13 protein-coding genes are annotated in these 14280 nt (G+C 37.1%); 5 read left to right on the forward strand and 8 right to left on the reverse strand.

The features are described 5' to 3' along the window. The first annotated feature begins 7 nt into the window (after nucleotides 1-7). Both L1272_RS17180 and L1272_RS17185 read left to right on the forward strand, forming a co-directional pair. Nucleotides 8-1465: a SpoIIE family protein phosphatase gene (locus tag L1272_RS17180; protein WP_166340143.1), complete on the forward strand. Its 1458-nt coding sequence runs from the start codon at nucleotides 8-10 to the stop codon at nucleotides 1463-1465. Nucleotides 1466-1565: 100 nt separating this feature from the next. After that, nucleotides 1566-3014, forward strand: coding sequence for a sigma-54-dependent transcriptional regulator (locus L1272_RS17185; RefSeq protein ID WP_199529623.1), 1449 nt, complete (start codon nucleotides 1566-1568; stop codon nucleotides 3012-3014). Here the strand turns inward: L1272_RS17185 and L1272_RS17190 are convergent. Next, nucleotides 2983-4017 (reverse strand): glycosyltransferase family 4 protein, encoded by a 1035-nt coding sequence (locus L1272_RS17190; RefSeq protein ID WP_235373933.1) that lies wholly within the window; start codon nucleotides 4015-4017, stop codon nucleotides 2983-2985. The two genes, L1272_RS17185 and L1272_RS17190, sit on opposite strands and share 32 nt — an antisense overlap. A gap of 20 nt (nucleotides 4018-4037) precedes the next feature. On the opposite strand from L1272_RS17190, the gene L1272_RS17195 reads away from it, so the two are divergent. Continuing rightward, the gene (locus L1272_RS17195; RefSeq protein ID WP_054553841.1) at nucleotides 4038-4370 is read left to right on the forward strand and encodes an Hpt domain-containing protein; all 333 of its coding nucleotides are present in this window, start codon (nucleotides 4038-4040) and stop codon (nucleotides 4368-4370) included. Here the strand turns inward: L1272_RS17195 and L1272_RS17200 are convergent. Further along, nucleotides 4335-5240: a gluconeogenesis factor YvcK family protein gene (locus L1272_RS17200; protein ID WP_235373934.1), complete on the reverse strand. Its 906-nt coding sequence runs from the start codon at nucleotides 5238-5240 to the stop codon at nucleotides 4335-4337. The two genes, L1272_RS17195 and L1272_RS17200, sit on opposite strands and share 36 nt — an antisense overlap. Nucleotides 5241-5406: 166 nt before the next feature. Between L1272_RS17200 and L1272_RS17205 the strand changes: the two genes are divergently transcribed. Further along, nucleotides 5407-7380, forward strand: a complete 1974-nt coding sequence (locus tag L1272_RS17205) for a response regulator (RefSeq protein ID WP_235373935.1) — start codon at nucleotides 5407-5409, stop codon at nucleotides 7378-7380. 41 nt (nucleotides 7381-7421) lie between these two features. On the opposite strand, the gene L1272_RS17210 is transcribed toward L1272_RS17205, so the two are convergent. Genes L1272_RS17210 through L1272_RS17230 form a run of 5 tightly spaced genes read right to left on the reverse strand, consistent with a single transcriptional unit; the run spans nucleotide 7422 to nucleotide 12955 of the window. Continuing rightward, the gene (locus tag L1272_RS17210) at nucleotides 7422-8744 is read right to left on the reverse strand and encodes a Na+/H+ antiporter family protein (RefSeq protein WP_235373936.1); all 1323 of its coding nucleotides are present in this window, start codon (nucleotides 8742-8744) and stop codon (nucleotides 7422-7424) included. An 8-nt stretch (nucleotides 8745-8752) separates the two neighbouring features. Beyond that, the gene (locus L1272_RS17215; protein ID WP_235373937.1) at nucleotides 8753-10693 is read right to left on the reverse strand and encodes a transglutaminase family protein; all 1941 of its coding nucleotides are present in this window, start codon (nucleotides 10691-10693) and stop codon (nucleotides 8753-8755) included. Nucleotides 10694-10695: 2 nt separating this feature from the next. Further along, on the reverse strand, nucleotides 10696-11655 hold the full coding sequence (locus L1272_RS17220) for a DUF58 domain-containing protein (RefSeq protein ID WP_235373938.1): 960 nt from the start codon (nucleotides 11653-11655) through the stop codon (nucleotides 10696-10698). A 3-nt stretch (nucleotides 11656-11658) separates the two neighbouring features. Further along, the gene (locus L1272_RS17225) at nucleotides 11659-12552 is read right to left on the reverse strand and encodes an AAA family ATPase (protein WP_235373939.1); all 894 of its coding nucleotides are present in this window, start codon (nucleotides 12550-12552) and stop codon (nucleotides 11659-11661) included. 7 nt (nucleotides 12553-12559) lie between these two features. Continuing rightward, a complete protein-coding gene (locus L1272_RS17230) occupies nucleotides 12560-12955 on the reverse strand; it encodes a response regulator (protein ID WP_054553848.1) in 396 nt (131 codons plus the stop codon). A gap of 468 nt (nucleotides 12956-13423) precedes the next feature. Here L1272_RS17230 and L1272_RS17235 point away from each other — a divergent pair, with 468 nt between their 5' ends. Continuing rightward, nucleotides 13424-13576: a hypothetical protein gene (locus L1272_RS17235; RefSeq protein WP_235373940.1), complete on the forward strand. Its 153-nt coding sequence runs from the start codon at nucleotides 13424-13426 to the stop codon at nucleotides 13574-13576. Nucleotides 13577-13587: 11 nt separating this feature from the next. On the opposite strand, the gene L1272_RS17240 is transcribed toward L1272_RS17235, so the two are convergent. Continuing rightward, entirely contained in the window at nucleotides 13588-13899 is a 312-nt protein-coding gene (locus tag L1272_RS17240) for a hypothetical protein (RefSeq protein WP_235373941.1), read from the reverse strand. Nucleotides 13900-14280: the final 381 nt, after the last annotated feature.

Here is a 14280-nt window from a genome sequence, read left to right on the forward strand (position 1 = left end):
GAGACAAATGGACTGCCTTTATCAAAAGAGTTATACGCTAGATTGGCCGATAGTGAGTGAGATACGGCATGTTTTAAAACATATCCTTACTGCAATTAGTGTCAAGCACCAAGACATTGATGCTGCAGGCCTTGTAGCAACCGAGTATTTAACTAATTTACTACGCCACACAAAGAAAAATGATAAGCCTTTGTTATTTAGTATATTTAAAGTATCAAACCAGCAGTTACGAATTGAATTTAAAGATTCATTTAAAAGTTATGATATTTTTAATAATCACTCATCAAATTGGGAAATAGACAGCGGTGAGCTTGTTGAAGGGGGGATGGGGGTTGCGCTTATCAAGCATTATTTTCCTAATGCTAGCTATAATACTCATCATCAATTTAATACATTTTCTTTCTGTTTAAACAATATCGATAAGCGGCCAACATTGATATACATTGATGATGATAAGTCACAATTGGCTCTGCTTAAAGCCTATTTATCTGAACATTTTCAAGTAATTTGTTGCGAAGACATTGAATCAGGTTGGCAAGAGATCCTGACCTCAGGTGCGACGATTTTACTGTTAGACCACAAGCTTAAAAATGGTACGAGTGAGCCGCTATTAAAACGACTAAACCAGTCAAATCTAAAAATTAATTTATCAGTTGTTATGCTCACGGGGGATGACAGTGAAGAGTTGATAAAAAGAATTAATATGCTCGGCGTTGATGATTATCTAGTTAAACCTGTTACCAAAACTAGATTACTGCAAAGTATTGAAAGAATTGTTCATCGGTTCTCTGCTTTAAAGTACTTTGTTAATGAGGAAAGAGCGCCAACCAAACGTGAGCTAGAAACGTATAACGCTTATAATTTTGGCTCAATTATAAGCCAAATGGGGGGAGATTTTTGTTTGTATCCCCACCAGCATAGCAACGCCGTGGTAATTGGCGATATGATGGGACATGGTCTAGTCGCTTTAAAAGAGAGCTTTGCTATTAAAGGTTTTTTAAGTGGTTGTTTAGCAACAGAGATCCCTTTAGAGACCGTACTACCTATGTTGAATAGAGCCCTTTCTGAGCAGCGCTTATGTAAATCAAGCTTAGTAACCTTGTTGATAATTTATATCGAAGATAACCGTTTACATTGGTTCAATGCGGGTCATCCTGCGCCTTGTGTTATTAATAAACAAGGCCGTTTAGAGCAGCTAGTTGGCACAGATCCTTTGCTTGGCCTTAATGATCAACATCAATTTAAGCATTACCAATATGAACTAGCTGAGGTTGAGCACATATTAATCTTTACAGATGGTTGGTTAGATAACCAGCACTTAGATGAAGTGGATCAAATAGTATCGAAATTAAACGCAAACAAACTCTACAATGAAGATTTTGCATATGGTTTATGGCAAGCCAGTCAAGTGAAGTTATCTGAAGAAGTTGATGATGCATCACTCATTGTGATCAACAAACACTAAAGTTTGAGTTTACAAACTGAGCGATTTCACACTAAGCTATTAGTAAGGTTTTGTATCATAATCACTTTATCTCAACAGCTATTAAAATAAGGACATACCAATGCCACCTAAAATTCTCATTGTTGAAGATACTGAGTCACTGGCTTTAATGTACCAGTCATACTTAATACCCACGGGTGTAAATACGCGCATCGCTTACACCGGCGAGCAGGCGATAGCTGCTTTAGAAGAATTTCAACCAGACCTGATCATATTAGATGTCATGCTGCCGGATATGAATGGCCTTGATATTTTATCATCATTAAATGCTGATAACTCTCCGCAGGTAATTGTCTTAACAGGCCATGCAACAAAAGAAATGGCCATTAAAGCAATTAAATTAGGTGCAAGTGACTTTTTAGAAAAACCCATTGAAGCGGATCGTTTTCGGATCACTGTAAATAACGGATTAAAACTAAAAGACTTAAAGCAAACCGTAAAAACATACAAAAGTACCTATGAGAATGGACAGTACTTTGATTTGATTGGCAGCTCTGCTGAAATGCAATCTGTTTACCAAATTATTAAATCTGCCTCAGCAAGCAAAGCAACCGTTTTTATTACTGGTGAAAGTGGTACAGGAAAAGAATTATGTGCCCGTGCAGTGCACCTAGCATCTCCGCGTGCAAATAAACCCTTTGTTGCTTTGAATTGTGCCGCAATTCCTAAAGATTTAATTGAAAGTGAGATTTTTGGACATTTAAAAGGCGCATTTACAGGGGCCATTGCAAACCGTGAAGGGGCTGCCGGCCAAGCTGATGGAGGAACTTTATTTTTAGATGAGCTCTGCGAAATGGATATTAATCTTCAGAGTAAACTCTTACGCTTTATTCAAACTGGTTGTTATCAGCAAGTAGGGAGTGAAAAAGAGGTTAAAGTTGATGTACGCTTTGTTTGTGCAACAAATCGTGATCCTTTGCTTGAGGTTAAAGAAGGGCGTTTCCGCGAGGATCTATATTATCGTTTACATGTTATTCCTGTCACTTTACCACCTCTTAATCAACGTGGCAGAGACGTTATTGAGATAGCAGATGCCTTATTCAAAAAAATTAGTAAAGAGGAAGGGCGTAGTTACAGGGGCATGTCTGATGCTGTTAAAAACATGTTTTTAAAATACAGTTGGCCGGGTAATGTTCGACAGCTAGAAAATACAATTAGAAATATTCTCGTACTTCACAATGAGGATTATATAGAAACAAATATGATCCCTGCTTTACCTCATAGCCAAAACCAGTCAGTCGAAACGGCAGCTTCTGAACCAAGTCATAGGGTTAAAACACAATTTGAGGATAGTACGCCTATATCTTCAGAAATAATTTCAATTGATGAAAAACCAGCAGAGTTTTCTCAGTCAGATATAGAACCCCTTTGGTTAGTTGAAAAACGCTATATAGAACAGTCTATCGATGCTTGTGATAACAATATTCCAAAAGCAGCGGCCTTGTTAGATGTGAGTCCTTCAACACTTTACAGAAAAATCAAGAGTTGGGAGGAAATGCAGGTAAGCTAGCGGTATAAGCCTTATTTAATTGTTCAAATTGCTGTTTACCTGAAAAACGTTGCTCAACTAATTGCTTAGCATTTTTGAGCATATTGCGCTTTTGCTCAGCACTGAGTGATCGTAAGTAATTTAATTGGTTTACTAATGCATCAGTGCTTGAATCAGACATTAGTAAGCCATTTTTTAAATGCTCAATGATTTTAACAAGTTGGCCAACAGGTGCAGAAATCACTAGTACACCATTAGACATTGCTTCAAGAACAACCATAGGTAAACCTTCAGCCCTTGAACAAACAACCAATACATCTAAATGTGGCCATATTTGTTCTGGCTCACATTGCCCATGATAAGTTATTGCTGTTAAATCTAATTCACTTGCCATTGGTCCATCACCAAACATATGAAAATTAAGATATTCAGATGAAAACTGTTTAGCTGTTTCAATAAATATATCAGGGGCTTTCTCGTAAGATAAGCGGCCAACAAAGCCAACGTTAATTGGCTCTCTCTCAATGTTTATTGAGTGCTTAGATTTATTATTCAAACTGATAAAGTTTTCCAGTAGTTCTGCTTTGTAAATCTGTTTTGAAAGAATATCTGAAACGGCAAAATTAAATGAAAAGTAGCTTAAAAGCTTATCAAGCCTGTTATATAAATAAACGAGTCCCTGACCTTGCTCACCGGCATGATAAGTAGATATACAACGGCGACTTTGCATTAAGCAAGCGAGCTTGCCTAATATACTTGCTTTATAACCATGAGTATGAAGTAACGAACTAGCTGGTAACCCTTTGATAATTTTGTAAAAATCAAAAAAACTTCCGCCCGCAAATTGGTAGTCAATATTTGCATTATCTAAACGATTGTAAAATGCGATGTTATTATGATCTTGATAAAACAAAACTGAGCTTTTAATATTATATTGTTCAAGCAAATTGCATAGGGCGATGATATGGCTTTCGATGCCGCCAATGATGCTTGAATCTACAAATAAAATAACACTGTACTTCATATCTACTCCAAGGAAAAAACATGATAGATACTGCTACATTTGCACAATTGCAACAGGATGTTGGTGAAGACCTAGCAAAACAGCTACTACAAGTGTACCTCACTGAATCCACACAAATTGTTAACGATATTGCTGATACAACAAAACAAGCAACTATTTCTTTAAATGCTCATAGTCTGAAAAGCAGTAGCCGAAGCTATGGCGCGCTTTCTGTAGGTTCTATTGCTGAACAAATTGAGCACAAAGCCAAAGCTGAACAATTCGATCATGAATTGCATGATTTAATCGAGACACTGCAAGACCAATTTTCACTAACACTAAAGCATGGAAATAGCTTGATCAGTTCGGCTTGATTTATCAGCCTCCAAAATTAATGGCATTTTAAGTATCTCACCAAAAACTGTACTAAGTTGTTCAATATCATGTTGCTGATTTGGTGTTCTAATCACATCATCAAAATGTGAAACAATTTCTCTAAGTGCGTCGTGTGAAATACTTAAATCACAAAATGAATATCCCAGCATACTTTCAAGCCAATCAACGGGTTTTAAATCTAATGATTTAATTACACTTGTTTCTTTTGCAATATTTTCTATAAACACTCGACACGCTGAAGTCATGTTAATTGCTTGAGCGATATCTTCTACAAGCATAGCTGGCATAACACTGGTTATTAGGCTACCAGGACCAATTAAAATTAAGTCAGCATTATGTATTGCTTCAACAGCACCTGGAGCCGCATTTACATTTTGAGATAGAGTGACATATTCAGGTAACTGAGTTAGCGAGTCTATCTGGCATTCACCAATAATTTTTTCACCGTTTGGTAAAACAGCTAATAAATCGGTTGGCTCATCAGACATTGGCAAAATGGTTTCAGAATTGCCCAACATCGCATTGAACCAAGCAATTGCCTGAGTCGCAGAGTTAGTTTGTTGTGATAACCCTAGCAGTGTTAAATTACCTAAACTATGACCATCTAACTCACCGCCTTCAAAGCGATGGTGAAATACTTTATGTACTAATGAGTCATCATCGGCAAGTTGTAGGCAACAACGTCTTATATCACCTAAAGCAACGCCCCCCTGACTATTTCTTAGTTTTCCTGTACTACCACCATTATCAGTTGTTGCGACAATTGCAGTGAGTTCTGCGCAATGTGGTCTAATTGCACTAAGCATATGAGATAAGCCGTGGCCACCACCAATACATACAATTTTCATTTGATTCACCCTAATTAGTTCATACCAATTAAAAGCATAAGGCATACCATTTTTAAGATTTAGCTAATATGATGAAATATCGATAATTTTTTAAAAAATATATGGATGAATCTAATTCTTTTTTCTATATTTGCATTATGCGATGCAATTTTTGATAGGAAAAGCCATGGCGGGTATTAACTTAGAGCAATTACCAATTGTGCTAAGACAGTTTAATGGAATAACAGAAAATCAAACTGTTAAAAAAGAACTTCAAGTTTTACTTAATCCTTATTTTAGTTTTAATGAGCTTTGTTTAATTAATATTGAAAACAATAAAGCATCAGTCGAAATGCGTACTATGAAGTATTTCGATTTTGAAGAAACATTGTTTATTGATGCTTTGATTGATGACTCAATGTTATGGGTTGAGATTAACAATAGCAGCATGTTTAGAACCCCAAGCAATGTAGAGAGTGCTTTAGTCTTTCAAGTAAAAACAGGATTTGGTAAAGCTCAATGCCTGGTATTTTTATCTATTGAACCAGGAGCTTGTTTTAACGAACTTGAATCAATGCCATTACAAATTTTACTTCAACAAGTTGCACATCAATTAGAACATCAAACGAGGCTTAACAGGCAAAAATTTCATTCGACTTCACTATTAAGCCGTTTAGCTGAGCTTTCAAATCTATTTAATGACTTTGCCAGTGAATGGTTTTGGAAAACCACAGAAAATAATCTGTTTACAAACGTATTAACCTCAAACGTAGCAAACAATCTATACAAAAGGCATTTCCTGAATAAAACATTTGACGATGTAATAACTGAACATGAACAAACGCAGTTAAAAAAGTGGTCTCAATTTAAACACTTATTGTCAGAACAAAATGAATTTATAGATTTTGAATTTGAGATAAATTCATCACCTCAAGCTTGGGTGTCTTTTAGTGGTAAACCGCAATATGATGCAAATGGCCATTTCAAAGGCTATATGGGTATTGCAAAAGATATAACAGTAAATAAAGATAGAGAGTATGCACTTAATCTAGCGAAGAACAAGGCTGAAGAAGCCAGTCTTGCAAAATCGCAATTTTTAACTGTTATGTCGCATGAAATAAGAACCCCAATGAACGCCATTGTTGGTATGTTAGAACTACTCGCTGACTCTGAGTTAAATGAAAAACAGAGTAGGTGGTTAAATTACGCTAATACTAGTGCAGACCTTCTTCTAGATCTGATAAGCGATGTTTTAGATTTTTCAAAAATCGAAAGTGGCTCACTGCAACTTGATGTCAAAGCGACAGACATTTACACATTGGTTAAAAATATCGCTTCTCAATTCTTAGAAACAAGCCAAAGCACGGGCGTTATTTTTTCATCTGAAATAAAAACGGGATTACCCAAAACTATCGATATAGATAGTGCTCGCGTTGGACAGATCCTATTTAATATTTTAGATAATGCGATTAAATTTACTAAAGTTGGTACTGTTAATTTTAAAGTTGATAGTACCGAAAAAGAACTTATTTTTGAGATCTCAGATACAGGGCAAGGTATGTCTCAGTCTCAAATAGAGACAATCTATGACGCTTTCAAACAACATGATGATGGCGTCAACAGGCAAGCTGAAGGGATAGGTCTTGGGCTGAGTATTACAAAAAGTCTGGTCGATCTTATGAAAGGAACTATCACTGTTGTTAGTGAGCCTAACGTAGGCACTAAATTTACGATAGTGATACCCTTTACCTTGGTAAAAGAGACCACTCACACACAGGAACAAGAACAGTCACTTGAGCCGATTTCTATTTTAGTAACAGAAGATAATAAAACGAATCAGGTGTTAATTAAGACATTCCTAGAAAAACTTAACCATCATGTAACACTTGCAGATAACGGCCAGCAGGCAATTGAAAAAGTGCAAGCAAGTACTTTTGATTTGGTTCTTATGGATATGATGATGCCGGTTATGGATGGAATAAGTGCAACTAAGTACATGCGCGAGAAACTAAACCTCACCATACCTATTGTGGCATTAACTGCAAATGCTTCTAAACAAGATAAGAGCGCTTGCTTAGAAGCAGGAATGGACAAAGTGCTTACTAAACCAATCAGATTTCATGATTTAAATCGTGCTTTACGTATTTTATTCAGCCAATAAAAAAGCCCCAAATTGGGGCTTTAAAATAAACAATGCTAATTTTACAACACCATTGCCGCAACCCAGCCAGCAATCAGTAGTGGAATATTAAAATGGATAAAAGTAGGCACGACAGAGTCCCAAATATGGTCGTGTTGCCCATCTGCATTTAGGCCAGATGTTGGGCCAAGTGTTGAATCAGAGGCAGGGGAGCCTGCATCACCTAGCGCACCAGCAGTTCCAACCAGTGCCGCAGTAGCCATAACAGAAAAGTTTAGTTCCATACAAAGTGGTACAAACAGGGTGGCTATAATTGGCACCGTCGAAAACGAGCTACCAATGCCCATGGTGATTAATAAGCCAACGAGTAAAATTAACGCAGCGGCGAGGGGCTTGTTACCTTCAATCAATCCTGCGGCAGAGCTAACTAATGAAGCTACATCACCGGTTGCTTTCATCACTGAAGCAAAACCTTGCGCCGAAATCATAATAAAGCCAATCATCGCCATCATAGCAATGCCTTTACTAAATACATCGCCGTTTTGTTCAAGTTTTACAACACCGAATAAGGTAAATATAGCTACCCCAACAAGACCACCCAGGATCATAGAGCCACTAATATTTTGTGCCACTAATGAACAAAGTACAGCGGTAATTCCCACAGCTAACACTTTTTTAGGCTGCTCAATGACAACCTCTTGCTGTTGCTCTGTTAGGCTGTGGGACTCGTAACTACGGCGTTTTCGATAAGATATAAACACCGCAACCAATAAACCAAATAACATGCCAATGGCTGGAATGATCATTGCTATCGGCACTTGAGTATTAACAATCTCTAAGCCATTTTCAGTGAGGTTTTTGTGTAAGATTGAATATAAGTAGATGCCACCAAAACCATAAGGTAGCACCATATAAGAGGTGGCTAAGCCGAAGGTTAAGATACACGCAATGGCACGTCTATCAAGGCGTAACTTGTTAAAAACAACAAGTAGGGGCGGAATTAGAATTGGGATAAAAGCTATATGTACAGGTATCAAATTTTGCGACGAGATCGCACACAGCAAAATAATACTCAATATAAGATAACTAAGCGTCGTTTCGCCTTTGTGGCTATTCTCGTTTACTTGCTTTAGTAACTTAGACGCTAAAATACGTGTTAAACCTGACTTAGAAATAGCAACCGCAAATGCACCTAACATCGCATAGCTCAGTGCTATTTCAGCGCCGCCAGATAATCCATCATTAAATGCATTAACGGTTTGTGATAAACCAAGGCCTGCGGTCAAACCCGCAACAATTGCGCTTACCGTCATCGCCACAATGACATTAATTCGACAAAGAGTCAGGATCAGCATCAACATAACGCCGACAATTACTGCATTCATATTGTTCTCTATTTGGCTGTTTTGAGAGAGTTTAACAGAACTCGTACGCGGTTTTTGCGATTTTGGTTATATGATTGCTGTTGGTAACGTACTTCGATGATTATTTGCTCAAACTCACTTAAATATGCCTCTGTTCTAGGCTTTTGCTGTTTAATTAAAGCAATATTTTGTAGTGGTGTGTTGGTATCAACTGGCTCAATGCCTTGCTTTTTTGCCCACAAATAAAGCTTAGTGATGTCATCAACCAGCGGCTCTCTACTTCGAATAGGGCGTTTGTTATATAAGAAATAGCCAGTAAAGCTCAGTAATAATGTACCTAACACAATTAAAGGCGTTAGCCATGCTGACTTATTACCAAACAGTGAATCAAATAAACTTTGTTGTGATTCTTGGTCAAACGTAAGCACCCAGTTAGTCCATTTATAGTCGAGTTCTTCAAGATGAATTCTAAGCCAGTTTATTGCTTTAAAATGGCTCCAGCGTTTTAGACCAAAGTTAAGATTGTCGTTAAAGCTTTCGTTTAAATCACCCAGTTGTGATAACGAACCATTTAAACGCTCCGGGGCAACAACAGCGGTAGCGTCAAATATGTGCCACTTTTCATCAAAGAACACTTCGACCCAAGCATGTGCATCATATTGATAAATGTTAAGCGTAGCGGCTTTAGTTTGTTCTCCACCTAAATAACCCGACACAACACGGGCGGGGTAACCGGCAACACGAAACATAAATGCAGCGGTGCTGGCATAGTGACCACAAAAGCCACGTTTGGTATCAAACACAAACTGGTCTAGCGTATTATCACCATACATGGGTGTAGGCGTTAATGTGTAAGCAAACTGCTGCTGATTAAAGTAATCAAGTAGCGCGTTAAAGTAAGCTTGCGCATTTTCATGCTCAGCAGCCAACTGGTTTGCCAGTGCCGTTGTTTGTGGATTAGTTGTTATAGGTAAGCGGGTGTATAAGCGTTTTTCAAAGTCATTTAGACTCAGCATAGCCTCACTACTGGTTACCGCGTATTTAATGTTTTTGTTTAAGTTACCTTTGCGCTTTAACAAACCATTGTAGGTTGAGTGCACATCAGAATTATCACTTTGCGCAAAGCCAAGTGCAAAAAGCCAATTAGAAGATGAGGGCTCTGCAATAACCTGATAATTAACGCTATTACTTTGAGTAATTGTACGGCGAATTGGGTTAAATTGTTGAGACTTCAAAATGTCCGATATTAACCATTCACTGCCATTAAACTCATCATGAATAAGGCTGCGCCAGTAATAGGGGGCTTGTAAGTTTTGCCCTGGCTGTTGCTCTACCCGAAAAACCAAGTCATCAGATTCCGCTAATTTCGCAATAGAAAAGGGGTTAACTTGCTCTGATAAACCCGTTTTAGCAAGCTTTGGCCCCGGTAGCTGCCAAAACGCTGGAATTTTAGGTAAAAATAAAATCAAAAATGCCGCTATGGGTAAGGCTAGTAGTATGGTTTTAAAACTTTGTTTGTTAGCGGCCTTAAAGCTTTGCGGGCTAGTTAAATAGCCAAGTACCGCGAAGTTAACAATATAAAGTACACTGACTACCAAGGTTTCAAATAGCCCTTGGTGAAACAAATACACCGTTGAAAGGTTAAAAAACACCAGTAAACACACAGTTTGATACTGTTTAACGGTTTTCGCTTGTAACAATTTAAAGCTGCTAGCAAGTAGCATCATGGATACAAATAACTTGACCGTATCGCTCACACCAACCAAAACAAATAAGGCTACTAAGCAAACTGCTGCCAAAATATTCGCAATCAGTCCATTTAGTTTTTTATAAAACTTACCTAAAAACAGGTTTAAAAAACTCAGGCCCGCCAATATGGCTAAGAATGGAGTAGGTACTTCAGTAAACAAAAAGCCAGTGGTAACAATAAACAGCAATGATAAAACGGTATTTATAAGCGGTGTATTCATAATTAAAACTCCGCTAATGCTTGCAAGCAGGCTTTTTGATGGTTGATCCCTTGACCTTTCGAAATGTGTTTATTGGGTAAGGTTAACGAAAACGCCATTTGTTGGTCGGTTAATTGGTTCACCAAAAAACATAACTGGCTTAATCTATGCTCATTATTGCCACTCAACATATTGAAATTAAGCGCTAACTCCTGTGATGCATCACTGGTAAATTCTTTCGTTAATAGCTGCTGAGTTTTAGCGTAGTGTTTCCACGATACCTTATTAAGCGCTGTTCCTTGCACAAAAGGGCTAAGCTGGTAAAAGTCATCATTACCGGCTTTAACTTGTGCGTTATCGCCACCGTGTTCGTCATTGTCATGGAGCTGAGTATCAAGCTTTTCTAAGGCGATAGGCTGCGGATAAACATAAACCGTTTCGGTTGGCTCTATATAACTCCAAACAGACACCAAACCAAATGGAAAGTGGCTAATGATTTTTATTCTATCAAAGCCATATGCACCACGTTCACTGCATTTTAGAGCAATTTCAACGGTCTTTTTCTCTTTACTTTGCAGTGACACAGTTTCAGATTTAAGGTCGTCATTAACCAGTTTTATAAGTTCACAGTATGATTGTGCTTGAATTTGAAAACGCACAATAGGGGATTTTGGCGCATAACTTTCGTTTACTGACAGGTATTTAACCGACAAACCTCTCACATTTTTATAGCCGGTGAGTATCGCAAACACTAAAACCACCACCATTAAATACGCCATGGCTAAAATCAGGTTGTTTTGATAGTTAATGCCCATCACAAAGTTTAGTAAGGCAATGAGTAAAAACTGCCCACCAAGTTTTGAGGGTAATACATAAATCGTTTTATGTTGAAACTCAATTTCGTTAGTTTTATGCTTATTTTTTAATAGTTTATTAAAAATAGATTGACGAAATTGCTCAATAAAAGCAGGGCACTTAAACATGCTTTATAAGCTTACAGGCACATGTTTAAGTGCATAGCCGCTGTCACCAGCATTTAAGCCAAGCCTGTGATCAGTCACACTAGGAAAAACAGCTTGTACATCTTCAGGCATTACAAAATCACGACCTTCAATATACGCCCATGACTTTGCAGCGCGGGCAAGCGCAATACTCGCTCTTGGTGATAATGGGTTTACAAAATGGTTATCTTGGCGAGTAAACGCAACGAGCTCAAGGATATAATCAACCACCGCGTTGCTTAACGTTACTTTATTAATTTCTTTTTGAATAACAGAAAGTTGCTCAGGATTAATACGAACAGGCAAGTCGTCATAATTACGATTGTTTAGGCCTAAAATGAGGTTTTTCTCAGCGTGTTTATCAGGAAAACCTAAACTAATACGCATAAAAAAGCGGTCTAATTGTGACTCAGGTAACGGATAAGTACCAGATTGATGCACTGGATTTTGCGTTGCAATCACAAAAAATGGTGATGGTAGGGCGTGTTTGACCGAATCTACTGTCACTTGTTTTTCTTCCATTGCTTCTAACATTGCACTTTGTGTTTTCGGGCCTGCACGGTTAATTTCATCACCTAAAACAACTTGGCTGAATACAGGACCTTGATGAAATGAAAAACTATGTTCTTTAGCATCAAAGATATTAGTACCAAGAATGTCAGAAGGTAATAAATCGCTAGTGAATTGAATACGTTGATATGACAAGCCAAGAACTGCGGCAAGTGCATGAGATAAAGTGGTTTTTCCCATGCCTGGTAAATCTTCAATTAACAGGTGGCCTTCACTAAATAAACAAGTAAGGGCGAGTTTGATTTGTTGTTGCTTACCAAAAATGACCGTTGATAGGTCATCTATAATGAGTTGGATTGTCGAATTCATAAACTACTTAATTTGTTATGGTTTCCATCAATTCTAGACGTTTCATAACAGAGTCGACTTTTTTTGCGTTGAATGGTTTGGCGATAAAACCTTTAGCACCTAATTCCCAGGTGTTTTGCACATTCTCAAGACTATTATGGCCAGAGCACATAACAACATGAGTATGAGGATGGCGGTCATTTAAGTATTCAAGAATTTCCGTACCGTCAGTGTTAGGTAGTTCAATATCAAGAAAGATTACGTTAGGCGACTTTTCTTCAATAACTGTTTTAGCTGATTCAAAATCTCGACTTTCTAAAATATCGTCAAAACCAAGACCAGTTAAAATTTGATTTAGATAGTCGCGGATATCTTGCATATCATCGATTATCAGAATAGGTTCTAACGGCTTCACAAATTCCATATCGTTTACATCTTATCGTTACATCTCAAGTTGATAGTTTTAATATAAGTCATGAGATAACTAAGCTCAAGAAACATACACTAATAAAATGAATAATATGATAAAACACCACCTTAATGTCCGATACCGTCTAGTATTGGACTTAACACACAAAGAGAATAGGTATCGCCATGTATAGATACATTACTTCCTATAATTTATATTATGTTAAATAGCATATTTATCTTTATAAGCAGGTTCATTGGTCGTTAGATTTTAAGGGTTTTATAGCCCTTTTTTGATTGATTTGGGTTTTTACGGTTTTATAGCTTTTTATGAACTGCTCATTTTTACTTTGTAAATTTTCAAGCAAACTTACTTCATTCCAATAAGACTACAACGTTTTTCACTGCCGATAACCGTTATGGCTTTAAGTTCATCAACTATGATTTATTTCTACAACAAACTGTTCGTTATAACGAAAGCCACGTGGATGCCCTACAAGCTCAAATTGAACACTTGTATGATTTAGTTGAAGCCAGTGAAACGCTGAAAATCATTGGTAATGACTTAATCAAAATGAGTGATCAGCTTGCTCTAAAAGATATTGTTTTGAAGTATGGAGATAAGAAAACAGCATAAAATAAAGGTCACTACTTTAGTGACCTATCTCTTAAATCACACATTAAGTTTATACCATCTATGAAAAAACTATAGAAAGAAACATCGCGTTCTACTATTGTTGTTTTACCTTCCTTTGATAATGTAGATATAGTTCCTTCATCACCAAGGCCAACATAATAAGATATACGAAAACCATCAATAACCCAATAAAAAGTCAACCCATCGTCATCTTTAGTTACTTTGAAATCGAAGAATACCTTTCTGAGTTTGTACTGTGACGCATTTCCTGTTTTATCATATAGTTTAATCAGTTGTACTTGAATTAGATCATCTATATTCAACTTATCCTTAAAAGCCAATGTATTGTGGTAAATACATTTACGCAGAGGTTCCTCTATTAAATCTAAGTTTATATCCTTATAAGTTTCTGATATTGATACGCGCCATAAAATACTTAGAAAGTAAAGGTATAACTTTTTAAATTCATAAGTTATTTCTAGTGTATTATCAGGTTTCCTTGTTATCCTACTTCTATTCTTGAGAATTCTTGTGCCATATTTTTCATAATTGTTGTCTAAGAACTTCTCACAGTCTTTGGCGTTGTTTCCTAAAAGTTTGAACTATCTTGCCAGCCTGTGATCAGATCATCTATATCCTACTAGCCCGTGCAACAACAATGAGCAAAATCACAAACTGGTCTCACTATAATCAAGCCCTCGTTA

It is taken from the genome of Pseudoalteromonas sp. PAST1, assembly GCF_021532515.1.
GTDB lineage: Bacteria > Pseudomonadota > Gammaproteobacteria > Enterobacterales > Alteromonadaceae > Pseudoalteromonas > Pseudoalteromonas simplex.

Bases quoted from the DNA above. Each gene is read 5' to 3' on its own strand.
- L1272_RS17185 (WP_199529623.1), top strand. From the start codon at position 1,566: ATGCCACCTAAAATTCTCATTGTTGAAGATACTGAGTCACTGGCTTTA.
- L1272_RS17205 (WP_235373935.1), top strand. From the start codon at position 5,407: ATGGCGGGTATTAACTTAGAGCAATTACCAATTGTGCTAAGACAGTTT.
- L1272_RS17220 (WP_235373938.1), bottom strand. From the start codon at position 11,655: ATGTTTAAGTGCCCTGCTTTTATTGAGCAATTTCGTCAATCTATTTTT.
- L1272_RS17195 (WP_054553841.1), top strand. From the start codon at position 4,038: ATGATAGATACTGCTACATTTGCACAATTGCAACAGGATGTTGGTGAA.
- L1272_RS17215 (WP_235373937.1), bottom strand. From the start codon at position 10,693: ATGAATACACCGCTTATAAATACCGTTTTATCATTGCTGTTTATTGTT.
- L1272_RS17190 (WP_235373933.1), bottom strand. From the start codon at position 4,017: ATGAAGTACAGTGTTATTTTATTTGTAGATTCAAGCATCATTGGCGGC.
- L1272_RS17225 (WP_235373939.1), bottom strand. From the start codon at position 12,552: ATGAATTCGACAATCCAACTCATTATAGATGACCTATCAACGGTCATT.
- L1272_RS17200 (WP_235373934.1), bottom strand. From the start codon at position 5,240: ATGAAAATTGTATGTATTGGTGGTGGCCACGGCTTATCTCATATGCTT.
- L1272_RS17210 (WP_235373936.1), bottom strand. From the start codon at position 8,744: ATGAATGCAGTAATTGTCGGCGTTATGTTGATGCTGATCCTGACTCTT.
- L1272_RS17230 (WP_054553848.1), bottom strand. From the start codon at position 12,955: ATGGAATTTGTGAAGCCGTTAGAACCTATTCTGATAATCGATGATATG.
- L1272_RS17180 (WP_166340143.1), top strand. From the start codon at position 8: ATGGACTGCCTTTATCAAAAGAGTTATACGCTAGATTGGCCGATAGTG.